This window comes from Herbidospora galbida, assembly GCF_005233835.1.
GTDB lineage: Bacteria > Actinomycetota > Actinomycetes > Streptosporangiales > Streptosporangiaceae > Herbidospora > Herbidospora galbida.
Map to the genome: position 1 here is coordinate 145,865 of NZ_SZQA01000003.1, position 14,966 is coordinate 160,830.

At 68.9% G+C, this 14,966-nt stretch carries 10 protein-coding genes; 5 read left to right on the forward strand and 5 right to left on the reverse strand.

Going from position 1 to position 14,966, the window contains the following annotated elements:
• Window positions 1-17: 17 nt before the first annotated feature.
• The 3 genes from FDA94_RS05660 to FDA94_RS05670 all read right to left on the reverse strand — a co-directional run bounded on the left by FDA94_RS05660 (window position 18) and on the right by FDA94_RS05670 (window position 8,147).
• Window positions 18-5,699 (reverse strand): ThuA domain-containing protein, encoded by a 5,682-nt coding sequence (locus FDA94_RS05660; protein ID WP_137245954.1) that lies wholly within the window; start codon window positions 5,697-5,699, stop codon window positions 18-20.
• A 164-nt stretch (window positions 5,700-5,863) separates the two neighbouring features.
• Window positions 5,864-7,141, reverse strand: a complete 1,278-nt coding sequence (locus tag FDA94_RS05665; RefSeq protein ID WP_137245955.1) for an esterase-like activity of phytase family protein — start codon at window positions 7,139-7,141, stop codon at window positions 5,864-5,866.
• 70 nt (window positions 7,142-7,211) lie between these two features.
• Complete coding sequence (locus FDA94_RS05670) at window positions 7,212-8,147, reverse strand: SDR family NAD(P)-dependent oxidoreductase (protein ID WP_137245956.1); 936 nt, start codon at window positions 8,145-8,147, stop codon at window positions 7,212-7,214.
• Window positions 8,148-8,432: 285 nt separating this feature from the next.
• Here FDA94_RS05670 and FDA94_RS05680 point away from each other — a divergent pair, with 285 nt between their 5' ends.
• From FDA94_RS05680 to FDA94_RS05690, 3 genes are all read left to right on the forward strand, one after another.
• A complete protein-coding gene (locus FDA94_RS05680) occupies window positions 8,433-9,254 on the forward strand; it encodes an alpha/beta fold hydrolase (protein WP_137245957.1) in 822 nt (273 codons plus the stop codon).
• On the forward strand, window positions 9,251-10,042 hold the full coding sequence (locus FDA94_RS05685) for an alpha/beta hydrolase (protein ID WP_137245958.1): 792 nt from the start codon (window positions 9,251-9,253) through the stop codon (window positions 10,040-10,042). Before FDA94_RS05680 ends, FDA94_RS05685 begins: the two co-directional genes overlap by 4 nt.
• Before the next feature lie 290 nt (window positions 10,043-10,332).
• A complete protein-coding gene (locus tag FDA94_RS05690) occupies window positions 10,333-11,295 on the forward strand; it encodes a glycoside hydrolase family 11 protein (protein WP_137245959.1) in 963 nt (320 codons plus the stop codon).
• 66 nt (window positions 11,296-11,361) lie between these two features.
• Here FDA94_RS05690 and FDA94_RS05695 read toward each other — a convergent pair whose 3' ends face one another.
• Complete coding sequence (locus FDA94_RS05695; RefSeq protein ID WP_137245960.1) at window positions 11,362-13,008, reverse strand: choice-of-anchor P family protein; 1,647 nt, start codon at window positions 13,006-13,008, stop codon at window positions 11,362-11,364.
• A 172-nt stretch (window positions 13,009-13,180) separates the two neighbouring features.
• Here FDA94_RS05695 and FDA94_RS05700 point away from each other — a divergent pair, with 172 nt between their 5' ends.
• Entirely contained in the window at window positions 13,181-13,489 is a 309-nt protein-coding gene (locus FDA94_RS05700) for a hypothetical protein (RefSeq protein ID WP_137245961.1), read from the forward strand.
• Here FDA94_RS05700 and FDA94_RS05705 read toward each other — a convergent pair whose 3' ends face one another.
• Window positions 13,490-14,089 carry a TetR/AcrR family transcriptional regulator gene (locus FDA94_RS05705; protein WP_137245962.1) on the reverse strand — a complete coding sequence of 200 codons (600 nt, stop codon included), beginning with the start codon at window positions 14,087-14,089 and terminating at the stop codon, window positions 13,490-13,492. It lies immediately after the preceding gene.
• Between the two features lie 73 nt (window positions 14,090-14,162).
• Between FDA94_RS05705 and FDA94_RS05710 the strand changes: the two genes are divergently transcribed.
• Window positions 14,163-14,948: an SDR family NAD(P)-dependent oxidoreductase gene (locus FDA94_RS05710; RefSeq protein WP_212735197.1), complete on the forward strand. Its 786-nt coding sequence runs from the start codon at window positions 14,163-14,165 to the stop codon at window positions 14,946-14,948.
• Window positions 14,949-14,966 lie beyond the last annotated feature (18 nt).

Genomic DNA, 14,966 nt, shown 5'->3' on the forward strand with positions numbered 1-14,966 from the left:
GCCCCGGCTCTCTGGGACTAGCTGTAGTACTCGATCAGCGCCTCGGCGTCCCGGAGGAAGGTCGCCTTCGCTTCGGCGTTGTTGACGATCTTGGGATCGTGCACCGCCTCGACGAACCGCTCAAGCTTCTTGATGATCTTCGGCTTGTCGCGGTCGCGGCCCTTGTCCTCCGACACCATGACCTTCGCGATGTCGTCCTGGAGCTTGGCGGCCCCGGTCGCCGAGAGCTTCCCGGCTGCCTGGAACCGCTCGATCAGGAGCGAGATGTCGTCGGTCGAGGTCGTGGTCGTGAACCTGACCTCCTTGGTGTACGTCCCGCCCGCTTCGGTCGTCACGGTCACCAGGAGGATGTGCTCGCCCAGGGCGAGCTTGTAGAGCGGCTGGATCGAGCCCGAGACGTACGGCTGGCCGTCGAGCGTGCCGGTCACCGTCTTGACGCCGGGGCCCGCCACCCCCCAGGCGATCGTCACGTCGGCGCCGTCACCGTAGGTGCCGCCGCCCTCGATCCCGGTGATCACGATGGTCGGCTCGGTGTCCTCGATCGTGATCGTCGCGGCCTTGGTCTCCTCGACGTTCCCGGCCTTGTCGATCGCCCGGTAGCGGAGCTCGTGGTCGCCCACACCGGTCACGGCGACCGCGGCGGTGTAGGTCGTCCAGGCGCCGCCGTCGAGGCTGTACTCGATCTTCTCCACGCCCGACGTGGTGTCGGACGCGGCCAGTGCCACCTGGTTCCCCGGCTGGAAGTCGGCCGTGGTCAGGGGGGCGGTCGCGTCGACCTTCAGGGCCAGCGACTTGGCCGGCTCGACGTTGCCGGCCTTGTCGACCGAGCGGTAGTTCAGCGTGTGCGGGCCGTCGCCGGTCACCACGACCGGTTCGACGTACGTCGTCCACGCTCCGCCGTCGAGCTGGTATTCGGTCTTGTCCACGCCCGACCCGGAGTCGGTCGCGGCCAGGGCGACCTGGACCAGGCTGGTGAACCAGCCACTGGCCGGGAGCGCCGGGTTCGGCGTCGCGGTCGTGGCCGGCGGGGTCGTGTCGCTGCTCGGCTGGGTCACCTTGAAGTAGTCGAACTTGGCCGGCTTGGCCGCCGTCTGGTTGGCGCCCAGGGCGAACAGGCCGATCTTGCCCGCGCCGACCGCCGTGTTGGTCACGGCCTCGGCGATGGACGTCCAGGTGTTGCCGTCGGCCGAGTAGGAACCGCGGAAGGTGGTGCCGGTCTTCTGCAGGCGCAGGTACCAGACGCCCTGGGTGAGGTTGTTCGCCCCGGGCTGCGGGTTCTGCACCGAACCGCCGACCTCGCTGCGCAGCTCGATGCGGCGGGTGACCGCCGAGCCGGCTGTGTTGTCGGTGAGGAAGTCGAACTTCACGTAGTTGTCGTCGTCGACGTACACGATCAGACCACCCTGGTGGTACTGCTCGTTGAACGCCGAGCCGTCGAGCTTGGTCTCCAGGGTCCAGTCGCCCGAGGGCGCGGTCTGGAGGATGAAGTTCTTCGGCGCGGTGTTGGCCGTGCCGTAGATGTCACCCTGCGCGGTGTCGATCTCCAGGTTGCCGCCGGCGACCCGGTGGGTGGCGGCGTCCGGGCGGACGACCGCGTTCCAGCGGCAGACGTCGAGGGCGGTGCCGTCGAACTCGTCGTTGGCGCCCGGCGAGCCGGCCTTGTCGTCGGGGGTGATGTGGAACCAGTCGAAGGCGGCGTCGACGATCGGGCGGGTGCCCGAACCGGCCAGCGAGACCAGGCCGATGCGCGGGTTGGTGATCCCGGCCAGCGCCTTGGTCTGCGTCATCGCGGTGAACGTCGCGCCGTCCTGCGAGTAGTGCGCGGTGATGTTGGCGCCGTCGCTGACGAACCGCACGTAGACGGTGTCGGAGTAGGCGTCGCCGAGGTTGGGCGAGTTGCTGGCGGCGACCTCGTTCGGGACGCCGTTCTCCTCGCGGATGAACTGGAACACGCGGTTGGCGTGGTCGTTGGTGCCGCGCGCCTGCAGAACCATCTTGGCGTAGTTGTCGTCGTCGCCGTAGATGAGCAGGCCCGCCTGCTGGTACTGGTTGCGGGCGTCCATGGTGAGCTTCGCGGTGGCCGTCCACGCGCCCGAGGGCGCGGGCTGGAGCACGATGTTCGGGGTGCCCGTGTTGTTGGTGCCGTAGATGTCGGTCAGCGAGGTCGGCAGGATGACCTTGCCGTCCTGGACCCGGAGGTTCTGGTCCTCGCGGATGACCGACCAGCGGTCGCGGTTCAGCGACGTGCCCAGGAAGTCGTCGGAACGACCCGAGAAGCAGGTGCTGGTCACCGCGTCCACCCGCACGGCCACCGACGCGGTGGTGGCCGCGCCCCTGGCGTCGGTCACGGTCACCGAGGCGGTGTAGCTGCCGGGCGCGGTGTAGGTGTGGCCGGCCGCCGCCGTGGTCGGCTCGGGCGAGCCGTTCACGCCGAAGTTCCACTTGTACGTCAGCGGCGTGTTCCCGTCGGGGTCGGTCGCCGTGGCGGTGAAGTCGACCTTGAGCGGCGCGGTGCCCGACAGCGGGGTGGCCGCCACGGTCACGGCCGGGCGCTGGTTCTCGGTGACGCCCTTGCCGATGAAGTCGATCCAGTTGAAGTTGAGCAGCGAGTCGCCCGCCGCCGCGCTCGCGGGCTTGCGCAGCACGAAGAACAGCGGCCCGGTCGTCGCCGGAGCACTGGCCAGGTTCAGCGTGACGTCCTTGTACGTCTGCCACGCCCCCGTCGGGGTGATGTCGATCTGGCCGACCACCGGGCCGTTGTCCGGGTTGCCGGTCTTCACGAGCACGGTGCCGCCCACGCCGGCCGAGGCCGTGCGGAACCGGATCTGGGAGATGCCGCCCAGGTTGATCGGGGTGAAGGAGAACCAGTCGCCGTCCTGGGTGAACCCGATGTTCTGGTTGCCGCCCTGGGTGTCGCCGGTGGTCTCGATCTGCACGCCCGCGGCGTCGGTGCCGACGCCGTCGGCGACGCGGCCGGTGCCGGAGAAGTGCTCGGCCTGCTTGCGCTTGGGCTGGAGGATGACCTCGGCCCGGCCGGTCAGCGACTGCGAACCGCCCTGGCCGCCCTTGTCGGCGTACGTCGCCTCAAGGATGTAGAAGAGGTTGTCGTCGATCCCGTGACCGCTGTCGGTCAGGGTCTGGATGGTGCCCTCACAGCCTTCGTGCTGGTCGAGCGGGTGACCGTGGCTGTCGTGACCCAGGTAGGCCTGGATCTTGACGTCGTCGCAGTCGATCGCCCCGTCCTCGGGGTCGGTGACGGTGATCTTGTAGTTCACCTGGTCGCCGAACTCGAAGAAGCCGCCGTTCGGGGGCAGGTTCAGGGTGACGGTCGGGCGGGTGTTGCCGGCGTTGATCGGCAGGTTGGCGGTGCCGCTCAGGCCGTCGGGGTTGGTCACCGTGAGCACGGCGCTGTACTGGCCGGCCTGGGTGTAGGTGTGGCTCGGGTGCTGCTCGGTCGAGTCGGTCGTGCCGTTCCCGTCGAAGTCCCAGGCGTAGGTCAGCGGCTTGCCCTCGGGGTCGCTGGAGCCCTGGCTGGAGAACTGCACGGCCAGCGGGGCCGGGCCGTCGGTCTTGTCGGCCGCGATCCGGGCGATCGGCGGGCGGGTGCCCTTCACGTAGTCGATGCGGTAGATGCCGGAGTCGGCGTTGTCGCCGCCGAAGCCGGAGCCCCACTCGATCAGGTAGAGCGCGCCGTCGGGGCCGAACTTGATGTCCATCGGCCGCCGGAAGGACATCGAGGTCAGGATCTGGTTGATCTTGACCTGGCTGGTGCCGGGCTCGTCGAGGAGGAACGAGAACATCTCGTTCGTGTTCCACTCACCCATGATCGCCTTGCCGTCCCAGTAGGCCGGCCACTTGCGGTCCGACTGGAGGTCGGCGTCGAAGCGGTAGACCGGGCCCGCCATGGGGGCGCCGCCGTTCAGCTCGGGAAAGCTGTTCGGGTTGGTCTGGCTGACGTAGTGGATGTTCGCCGGGATCGCGGGCGGGATGTTGGTCAGGCCCGTGTTGTTCGGCGAGTTGTTGACCAGGTTCGTGCAGTTGAACGCCTGCCCCGACACCCGGGTCTGGAAGTTGTAGTCGATGTACGGCGTGTTGTTGCCCACGCAGTACGGCCAGCCGTAGTTGCCCGGCTTGCTGACGAGGTTCCACTCCACGGTGCCCTGCGGACCCCGGTTGGGGTTGGGCGCGCCCGCGTCGGGGCCGTAGTCGGCCACCATGAGCAGGCCGGTCTTGGCGTCCAGGCCTACGCGGAACGGGTTGCGGAAGCCCATCGCGTAGATCTCGGGACGGGTCTGTGCGGTACCCGGGGGGAACAGGTTGCCCTCGGGGATCGTGTAGGTGCCGTCGGCCTGCGGGCGGATCCTCAGGATCTTGCCGCTCAGGTCGTTGGTGTTGCCCGCGGTGCGCTGGGCGTCCCAGGCGGCGCGGCCGGCCTGCTCGTCGATCGGCGTGTAGCCGTCGGAGGCGAACGGGTTGGTGTTGTCGCCCGTGGTCAGCCAGAGGTCGCCGGTCTTGTGGTCGATCGCCAGGCCGCCGCCGTGATGGCAGCACTCGGCGCGCTGGACCGGGATGTTGAGGACCTGGACCTCGCTCGACAGGTCGAGGGTGTCGCCGGTGACCGTGAAGCGGCTCAGGCGGTCGACGTTGACGCCGGCGGGGGAGTAGTAGACGTACACCCAGCCGTTGGTGTCGAAGTTGGTGTCCAGCACCAGGCCCATGAGGCCGGCCTCGTTGGCGGTGTAGACGTTGAACCGGGCGGCGGTGACGGTCGCGCCGCTGGGCTTGATGATCCGGAAGTCACCGAGGCGGTCGATGTAGAAGACGCGGCCGTCCTTGGCGACGTCCAGCATCATCGGGTTCGAGGTGTTGTCGTCGAGGGTGACCTTCTCGAAGCTCGCGCTCTGCGAGGCCGCGCAGTCGGCCTTCTCGACGCCCGCCGCCGTGCGGATGCCGCCGAGCAGCATCTTGGTGAAGTTCGCCTCGACGAAGCTCTCCTTGGTGTGGCCGAGGCCGGTGTACCAGGAGCGGCCGCCGTCGTAGTCCTGACACCAGGAGATGGGGTGGTCGATCCCCATCGTGCCGCCGGTGTAGGTCCGCTCGTCTAGCGACTGCAGCACGTGCACGGTGCTGCGCGGGTTGGTCTGGTAGTCGTACCACTCGTCGACCCGGGTCCAGGTCGTCGGCAGGTGCGCCGTCGACGGGTGGGCGGGGTCTTCGGTCCGGAGGGTGGCCTGCTGGGTGGCCGGGTGGGACTTGAAGTATCCGCCGACCAGCTTGCCGTACCACTCCCAGTTGTAGTGGGTGTCGGAGGCCGAGTGGATGCCCGCGAAACCGCCGCCGCCCTGGATGTACTTCTCCAGGGCCTCCCGCTCGGAGGCGTTGCTCAGCGGGTCGCCGGTGGTCGACAGGAAGATGACCGCCGCGTACTGCGCGAGGTTCGCGTCGGTGAAAGCGGCGCTGTTCTCCGTGGCGTCGACGGCGAAGTTGTTCTCCGTGCCGAGCTTCTGGATCGCGGCGATGCCGTCGGGGATCGAGTCGTGCCGGAAACCGGTCGTCTTGGAGAAGACGAGGACCTTGAACTCGGGATCAGCCGCCGCTGCGGCGGCCTGCGCTTGGGCGTGCGCGGCCACCGGCGGGGTCAGAGGCAGCACGAGGGCAGCGGACAGGAGGAGAATCCTGGCCAGCCTTCGAAAAGGCATGAAGAGACCTTTCCTGACAGGAGGGAGACAGTCAGGCAAAGCGCGTGCGCCGATCACGCTGCCACATATTCAGTTAGCCGGAGATGCCACTCCCCGAGTGATTCAAGAGGTTTGTAACACGGATGTTTCCGCTGGGCACAGGGGTGATCAGGTAACGATTGCGATCACCGGAGCGGCTTGGGCAGCCGGATCGTCACGATGCGGCTCTTCACCCCGGAGTCGATCAGGCGTCCGTCCGTGCCGAACTCGCCGAGCCCGAAGTCGTTGTCGTTGGCCACCACGATGGTCCGCGGGTCGAGGATCGCCAGCCCTTCGACCTTGCCGGGCAGCGTCGGGGCCACCTTCGACAGGTCGGCGACCAGCTTCTTCGGTGCGGGCCGGACCGGGGAGAGGTCGGTCAGCGCCTCCAGCGACGGGGTGGTCGAGGTGCGGTCGTACCTGCCGCCGAGGAGGTTCTTCGCCTTGGCCAGGTTGATCTCGTAGACGTGCGCGACCTTGTCGGTGCGCTCGTCGACCAGGATCCGGTCGCCCGCGACGTGGGCCAGGCCGGAGATCTTCATCTGGCTCTGGTCGCCGTTGTACGACGGGTCGAACGTCTTGATGTCCTCGAACTGGTAGGCGTACTCGCCGGTGACCCGGCCGCGCCGGAGGTCGAAGGTGAGGATGCGCGCGGTCCGCGACACGTCGCCGACGGCCTTCGTCGGGTTCTGCAGCGGGCTCTGCACGGCCAGGTAGAGGGTGTTCCCGTTGATGGCCAGGCCCTCGAAGCCGCGGTTCTGCGGCCGGAGCGACAGGATCGCGGGCAGCACGTCCTTCACCGGGTAGTCGGCGCCGGTCAGGTTCAGGCCCTCGGGCACGTACCGGGCGATGACCCGGCCCTTCGACGACACGTGGATCAGCGACGGGCCGTACTCGTCGACCAGCCAGAAGTCGCCGTGCCGGTCGACGACGACGTCTTCGGTGTCGACGCCGCTCGGGTCGTAGTCGAGCTTGGTCAGGCCGTCCCAGGTGTAGGGCAGCTCGTCGTGCCCGGCCTGGTTCGACATGCCCGTGACTGGCCGGCCCGACCGGCCGGTGATCGGGATCCACTGCTTGACCTCGACGCCGTGCCGGGTCGACACCCGGGCGATGGCGGGGGCGAACTCGGGGATGGGGAAGGTACGCCGCTTCTCGCCCGCCACCGTCGGCTGCCCGTTCGGGCCGCGGTCGGTGACCATCCAGAACTCGCCGCTCCGGGAGGCGGGGAACAACCCGGAACCGATGCCGCCGAGCTTCACGCCGCGGTCGTCGGCGATCGACGGCTGCAGCTCCTTCAGCGGGACCGAGGGGATGGTCACGTCCGCGACGACGACCGGGGCGGGGGCGGGCTTCGCCGTGGCCGTGCCGGGGAGGGCGAGCGTCGCGGCGGCCAGGGCCAGGCCGGCGAGGGCGGGACGGAGCATCGGCGTACCTTCCGTTATGTCACAAGATTGCCAGCTGACCACCGTAATGACCGATATTGAACGTCAGGCCTCATCCCGATGAAGGGAAACCGGCGGGCATCCGCATGGGCCCGCCCCCGAAGGGCCCGCCCCCGACCAGGACGGTCGACCCGGCCATGTAGCCGAACTCGTCGGTGGCCAGCGCGACCACCGCCCGCGCGATCTCCTCGGGCGTGGCCATCCGCTGCAGCGCCGGGACGTTGAGCGGCCCCCACGCCTTCTTGAATCCTGCCCAGATCGGGCCGGGCAACCCCGGGCGGACCAGCGCGGTGTCGGTGGTGCCGGGCGCGATGGCGTTGATCCTGATCCCGCGCGGCCCGTAGTCCATCGCGGCGGTCTCGACGATCCCCTTCATGGCCTGCTTGCTGGCCGTGTACGCGGCCCCTCCCGGGCGGCGCGACTCCGACGTGGTGCAGATGATGACGCCGCCGTCCGCCAGCAGGTGCGGAACCTCGTACTTGATGGCCAGGAACACGCCCCTGGCATTGGTGTTCTGCACGTCGTCCCAGTCGGCCACCGACAGCTCGTGCAGCGGGCCGGTCTTGGTGATCCCGGCGTTGTTGAACGCGACGTCGAGCCGGCCGAACGCCTTGACGGTGTCGTCCACGAACCCCTGCAGCTGGACGGGGTCGCGCACGTCGGCCCGCACATAACGGGCGCCGGTCTCCGCCGCGACCCGGGCCCCCTCGGCCTCCCGCCGCCCGCAGAACCCCACCCGGGCCCCCTCGGCGGCGAACGCCCTCACGGCCGCCTCCCCGATGCCGGAGGTGCCACCCGTGATGAGCACCACCTTCCCGGCGAACCGCCCGGTCGGCGGAGCGGCGGCCGCCGGGCTGGTCGGCGGGTCGTGGAGGAACGGCGGGACGACGACTGCCCCGGCCAAGGCGGCGGCGCCGGCGGTCGCGGCGGCGAGCCCGAGCACGGCCCGGCGGGCGGGACGCGGCTGCTTGTCCTGCTCTTCTGTCATGCCGCCAGCGTCGTTCCCCGAGAGGTTGGGGCGCCTCCCGCGACCGGCCCCTCTTTGTCCTCCCGTCGCAGGATCGGCCCTCTTATGTTGCAAGACCTACGTCGACGACTACGCACGCCTGAACCCCATCGCGGCCACCGAGTTCGGCATCGGCGGCCATGACGACCGGCTCCCCGACCTGTCTCCCGCCGGCAACTCGCCGACAAACTACGTGAATCGCGTGGTACGCAGACACCCGCATCCGCGCGACGCTCGAGTCACCCCACTCGAGCCAAGGAGGCCACAGTGCCCTTTGTCACCGCGGATGACGGTGCGCGGATCTTCTACAAGGACTGGGGGACCGAGGGTTCCCCGGTCCTGTTCAGCCACGGCTGGCCGCTGAACGCCGACGCCTGGGAGGCCGCGGCCCTCTTCATGGCGAGCAACGGCCACCGCGCGATCGCGCACGACCGGCGCGGTCACGGCCGCTCGTCGCAGACCTGGCACGGCAACGAGATGGACACCTACGCCGACGACCTGGCCTGCCTGATCGAGCACCTCGACCTGCGCGACCTCACCCTCGTCGGCCACTCGACCGGCGGCGGCGAGATCGTCCACTACATCGGCCGGCACGGCACCGCGCGCGTCTCCCGCGTCGTGCTCGTCGGCGCGGTCCCGCCGCTCATGCTCAAGACCGACGACAACCCCGAGGGCCTGCCGATCGAGGTGTTCGACGGGATCCGCGCGGGGGAGCTGGCGAACCGTTCGCAGCTCTACCGCGACCTGGCCGACGGCCCGTTCTTCGGCCACAACCGCCGGGGCGACGTGGCGCAGGGCTTCCGCGACGCGTTCTGGCTGCAGAGCATGGCCTGCGGGCACCGGGCGGCCTACGAGTGCATCGCCGCCTTCTCGGCCACCGACTTCCGCCCCGACCTGGCCAAGATCGACGTCCCGACGCTGGTCATCCACGGGGACGACGACCAGATCGTGCCGTTCGAAGTGGGTGGCAAGCGCTCTGCCGCGCTGATCGACGGCGCTGTTCTCAAGGTGTACGAGGGCAGCGGCCACGCCCTGCCCGACACCGACCGCGACCGCCTCCACGCCGACATCCTCGGGTTCATCTCATGACGACCGTCGTCCTCGTCCACGGCCTGTGGGTCACCCCGCGGAGCTGGGAGCAGTGGGTTCCCCACCTGGAGTCCAAGGGCGTGAAGGTGCTCACCCCGGCCTACCCCGGCTTCGAGATCGAAGTCGAGGCGCTGCGGGAGAACCCCGACGTCATCGCCAACCTGACCGTCAACGACACGGTCGCCCACCTGGCCTCGGTGATCCAGGCCGAGCCCGAGCCGCCGATCATCATCGGCCACTCGTTCGGCGGGACGCTGACCCAGCTGCTGCTGGCCAAGGGCCTCGGCGCGGCCGGCGTCGTGATCGACTCCGCCCCGACCGAGGGCGTGCGGGTCAACCCGATCTCGCAGGCCCGCTCGCTGTTCCCGGCGCTGAAGAACCCCGCCAACCGGCACCGCGCCGTCGGCTTCACGCCGGAGGAGTGGCACTACGCCTTCACCAACACCCTGTCGGAGGAGGACTCCCGCGCCGTCTGGGAGCGGTACGCGATCGCCGCCCCCGGCTACTGGGTCTGGGAGTACGGCCTGTTCGCCAACTTCAAGCCCGGCCACCAGGACACGTGGGTCGACTTCGACGCCGACCGCGCGCCCCTGCTGTTCATCGCCGGCGAGAAGGACCACATCATGCCGCCGTCGGTGAACAGGTCGAACGCCAAGCACTACAAGAACTCGCCCGCCCTGACGGAGTATCACGAGTTCGAGGGCCGCGACCACTGGACCTGCGGCGCCCCCGGCTGGGAGGCCGTCGCCGACTACGCCCTGGAGTGGGCGCTGAAGCACAAGCGCTGACGTCACGCGGAGCCCGCTTCCCCTCGCCCGGGGAGCGGGCTTTTCGCTTCTCGCCCGAAAGTTTCTTTCCCAATCCTCGGCTCGATGCCGTCATTCATCTGCTTACATCGAGAAGCTGTTTCTGTTCGATCTGCTCTGACCTGCATATTCGCTCATGAGCTGCGGGTTCAGGTTTCGGAGATGTTTCTGAAAGTTGTTGACAGCCTGGAGGTCCCCGCCGACACTTTCGGGGATACCGATCCGCTCCCGTCGGTTGTTCCGAGCCCCTTTGGCAGGGAGGAAGCACATCCATGAAAAAAGGCTTAGCGGCCGTTGGCGTCTGGGCCACGGTGATGGCCATGATCACGATGTTGCCGGGCATCGCCCAGGCGGCCGTGACCACCAACCAGACCGGTACCAACAACGGCTACTGGTACTCCTTCTGGACTGACGCCCAGGGCACGGTCTCGATGGAACTCGGCTCCGGCGGCAACTACAGCACCTCATGGCGCAACACCGGCAACTTCGTCGCCGGCAAGGGCTGGCAGACCGGTGGCCGCCGGACGGTGTCGTACTCGGGCAGCTTCAACCCGTCGGGAAACGCATACCTGACCCTCTACGGGTGGACTCGTAACCCGCTGATCGAGTACTACATCGTCGACAACTGGGGCACCTACCGTCCGACCGGCTCCTTCAAGGGCACGGTGAGCAGCGACGGCGGCACCTACGACATCTACGAGACGACCCGCACCAACGCGCCCTCGATCGAGGGGACCCGGACGTTCAAGCAGTTCTGGAGCGTGCGGCAGCAGAAGAAGACCGGCGGCACCATCACCGCGGGCAACCACTTCGACGCGTGGTCGCGGGCCGGCATGCAGCTCGGCAACCACGACTACATGATCATGGCGACCGAGGGCTACCAGAGCAGCGGCAGCTCGAACATCACGATCGGCGGCGGCAACCCCAACCCGCAGCCCACCCCCACCAACGGTGGCGGCGGCGGAGGCGGCGGCTGCACGGCGTCGCTCTCGGCGGGCCAGTCGTGGACCGACCGCTACAACCTGAACGTCTCGGTGAGCGGTTCGAGCAACTGGACGGTGACGATGAACGTACCGTCGCCCGCGAAGATCAGCTCGACGTGGAACATCTCCGCGTCCTACCCGAACGCGCAGACCCTGACGGCCCGGCCCAACGGAAGCGGCAACAACTGGGGCGTGACCATCATGCGCAACGGCAACAGCACCTGGCCGACGGTCTCCTGCCAGGCAGGCTGACCGTTCGACCGACGGAAAGCCCAGGTGATCGGTGCCTGGGCTTTCCGCCCTTTCATCGGTCGGCGGCTACGCGGGGCAGGACTGGCCCGGGAGGGTCAGGGAGGCGCGGGCGTGGCTGATGACGACGTCCACTCCGGCGATCGTCGTCACGTGGACGGCGTTGACCTTGATGCCGGTGCCGTTCCCGTAGGGCACCCGTTCGTTCAAGACGATCTTCGCCACCAGCGGGATGGTGATGGTGTGGTTGACGGGCGGGTTCGTGATGGTCGATCCGTTGACCTTGAGCGAGGTGAAGGTGGTCGTCCCGGAGGTGGTGACCGTCCCGGTCTCGGTGGCGGTCGCCGTCGCCTGAGCGGTGATCTCCTCCGCCGTGATCAGGCCGTTGAGCAGGTTCAGCTTCGCGGTGGTGGCCTTCGCCCTGGCGGTACGCAGCCCGTCGGGCCCCACCGTCCCGGCGGCCTCCGTGGTCAGCACCCCGAGCGAGGCGACGGCCGGAATGACCGCGGTCAGCAGCGAGTCCTGGTCGGAGCCGGGCGTGGCCGTGCAGGTGACGTCTGAGGGGACCAGCGCCGGGCCGCCGATCAGCGGCGCGGTGACCTTGGCGGCGTGGGCGTGGGCGTCGAACTTGTGCTCCGGCGCGACGAACCTCACCGACGCGCACGTGGTCGCGTTGTTCATGCCGACCCGGCCGGAGACGTCGGCCGGGCAGGTCGAGTATTCGCCGATGACCCCGGCCTTCACCGGAACGTTGATGGTGCAGCTCGTCACGCCGTCGCCGATGCCGCCGCCGGCGGAGACGACCCCGTTCGCGACCGACACCGCCGGCTGGGCGCAGTCGCTCGTCGCCGCCCCCGCCGGGCTCAGCCCGTCGGGCAGCGTGACCTTGAACGACCAGCCGTTCTTCTCCCGCAGCTCCGAGGTGTTGGTCACGGTCAGCTTGAGCGTGGCGGTCTGCCCGATCGCGGGGCTGCCCGGCGAGTAGGAGACGCCGAGCGTCGGGGTCACGTCGAGCACCCGCACGTTGTCGATCGCCCCGTCGTTGCCGTTGGTGCCGCCCTGCGTGTTGACCAGGCGGATGCCGAGCTGCGAGCCGGAGAACAGGACGGGCGCGTCACTGGTGTAGGTGCCGACCGAGATGCCGCCGATCACCGCCCCGGGGTCGGCGCAAGTGTCGATGGGCTGGCTGAACGTCGGGATCGCGGTGTTCCCGTCGAGGAGGTAGAACGCGATCAGCGGATGGACGACGTTGCAGTTGACCGCCGCCGCGTCGACCGAGAACGTGACGAACCGGTTGCCGCTCCCGATGGACACCGGGTGTTCCGTCTCCAGTTGCACCTTGCCGGCGCCGGGAGGCGTGTGCGTGAAGGCCGTGACGGCGTGGTTCGTGGCCGGGTCGCCGCCCGCCCACTGGCCGAGCGCGCCGGCGAGATCCCGGACGACCGGCCACCAGCCGCCGCACTGCTGCGCGAGCGGAGGCGCCACGGCCGGGTTGAGACGGCTGGCGATGAGGCCGTTGCACGAGGTCAGCCAGGCGGGGTCGGCGGTGTAGGTCATGGCGTGGGGCGCGGGACCGGTGTAGTCGGTCACCATGAGAGGCGCCGTGCCCATCCCGTTCTCGAACTCCTCGCTGAAAACGACCTGCGGATCGGCGGGCGCGGCGGTGGCCGCCCGGGGAGACAGGACGGCGGTCAGCGGGATGAGGGTGAGAACCACCGCGGGAACGATTCGTCGCAAAGGTAAATCCCTTCCTGGCGAACTGGCGGTCCTCAGTTCGTACACAAAGTCTCCGACGAATCACTCTCTGTCAAGAAAACACCCCTGGACACTCTCCGTAATTGATGAATACTTAGAGTGACATTGCCTCGTGGCGAAAGGACCCCCCTTCATGCCGACCGCACGCATCGCAGCAGGGAACACCGTCTCCGGGCAGGGCTGGCAGGCCTACGGACCCAACGGCATCTACATCGACGTCGACACCACCTCGGGCCGCTTCACCGGCGCCCCCACCTACGTCACCTCCATCACCGGGCCGGGCGGCAACCAGTGGTCGCTGGTCGGGCCGAGCGCGATCTACTCGCCCACCGCCACCGGCTTCCGCGTCTACGTGCAGTGGCGCGACGGCTCCGCGCTGACTCCGGCCACGGCGCAGGCCTACGGCTGGCAGATCAACTGGATCGGCTACGACAACCCCTGATCACCTGAGTGATGAGCCTGCGCCGGGCGCTCCCCGGCGCAGGTTCTCGATCGCCTCCGTGAGGCCGATCTCCAGATAGCGGATGTCGTCGGTGGCGACCAGCATCGTCGCCCCGCCCGTGATCGCCCCGATGAGCTGGGTCGCCACCCGTTCGGCGTCGGCGTCGGGGCGGACCGCCCGCACGCCGGCCGCGATCTGCGCCTGCCAGCGGGAGTACATGCCCGTGATGATGCCTTCGACCGCCGGGTCGGCCAGCCCGAGCTGGGCCGTCAGCGCCGACAGCGGGCATCGGCGTCGCTGGGCCGCGTAGCGGGCGATCACCCGGTCGCGCCAGGCCTCCCACTGGGCCCATGAGGTCAGGTCGCCCAGGTAGGGCTGCTGTTCGTCGAGGACGAGTTCGGCCTCGTGGGCGGCCACGGCGAGCAGCATGTCGGCTTTGCCGTCGGGGAAGTAGTGGAAGAGCTGGCTCTTGCTCGTGGCGGTCGCGGCCCGGATGTCGTCGAGGCCCACGTTGGCGGGGCCGTGGTCGCGGATGAGCTTGGCGGCGCCCTCGACGATTCGCTGCCGGGTGGCCGCGCCCTTCGGAGTCAGTGCTCTCACCTGGGTACTCTAGCAAAAAGTGAACTTGACAGTCCATTTTTGAGGTGGCAGTTTGGACCGCACAGTCCAATCCATGAAGGGACCTCAGATGGACCTGCAGCTCACGGGCAAGCGCGCCCTGGTGACCGGATCGACCAGCGGCCTCGGCGAGGAGATCGCCCGCACCCTCGCCGCCGAGGGGGCGACGGTCGTCGTCCACGGAAGGGACCGGGGCCGGGCCGACGCGGTGGCCAAGGAGATCGGCGGGGCCGTCGCGATCGGCGACCTCGCCACCGACGAGGGGGCCGACGCCGTGGCCCGGGTCGCCGGGGAGATCGACATCCTCGTCAACAACATGGGGATCTTCGACCCCACCCTGACCTGGGACGACCTGTCGGCCGACGCCTGGAACGAGATCTACAACATCAACGTCGTGGCCTCGGTGCGCATGATCCAGCGGTTCGTCCCGGCCATGCGGAAGCGGGGCTGGGGGCGGGTCATCCAGATCAGCAGCGCCCTCTCCGACTATCCGATGGACACCCAGCCCCACTACGCCGCGACCAACGCCGCCCGCAACAACCTGGCCGCCTCGCTCTCCCGTGAGCTGAAGGACTCGGGGGTCACCTCGAACGCGGTGGCGGCGGGCGGCATCCTCACGCCGTCGGCGAAGGAGCGTCTCGTCGGCGTCGGCCGTGCGGCGGGCCTCGGGGAGACCTGGGAGGAGATGGCCGAGACGATCGTCCGCCGGTCGACCACGATGATCGACCTCGGGCGGATCGGATCGCCGGCCGAGTACGCCGACATGGTGACCTTCCTGGCCAGCCCCCGGGCGAGCTACGTCACCGGCGCGACGCTGCGGGTCGACGGAGGGTGGCACTGACCACAGCCGCTTGACGGA

Coding starts and splice junctions, on each gene's coding strand:
- FDA94_RS05660 (WP_137245954.1), bottom strand. CDS start 5,699: ATGCCTTTTCGAAGGCTGGCCAGGATTCTCCTCCTGTCCGCTGCCCTC.
- FDA94_RS05665 (WP_137245955.1), bottom strand. CDS start 7,141: ATGCTCCGTCCCGCCCTCGCCGGCCTGGCCCTGGCCGCCGCGACGCTC.
- FDA94_RS05670 (WP_137245956.1), bottom strand. CDS start 8,147: ATGACAGAAGAGCAGGACAAGCAGCCGCGTCCCGCCCGCCGGGCCGTG.
- FDA94_RS05685 (WP_137245958.1), top strand. CDS start 9,251: ATGACGACCGTCGTCCTCGTCCACGGCCTGTGGGTCACCCCGCGGAGC.
- FDA94_RS05690 (WP_137245959.1), top strand. CDS start 10,333: ATGAAAAAAGGCTTAGCGGCCGTTGGCGTCTGGGCCACGGTGATGGCC.
- FDA94_RS05700 (WP_137245961.1), top strand. CDS start 13,181: ATGCCGACCGCACGCATCGCAGCAGGGAACACCGTCTCCGGGCAGGGC.
- FDA94_RS05710 (WP_212735197.1), top strand. CDS start 14,163: ATGAAGGGACCTCAGATGGACCTGCAGCTCACGGGCAAGCGCGCCCTG.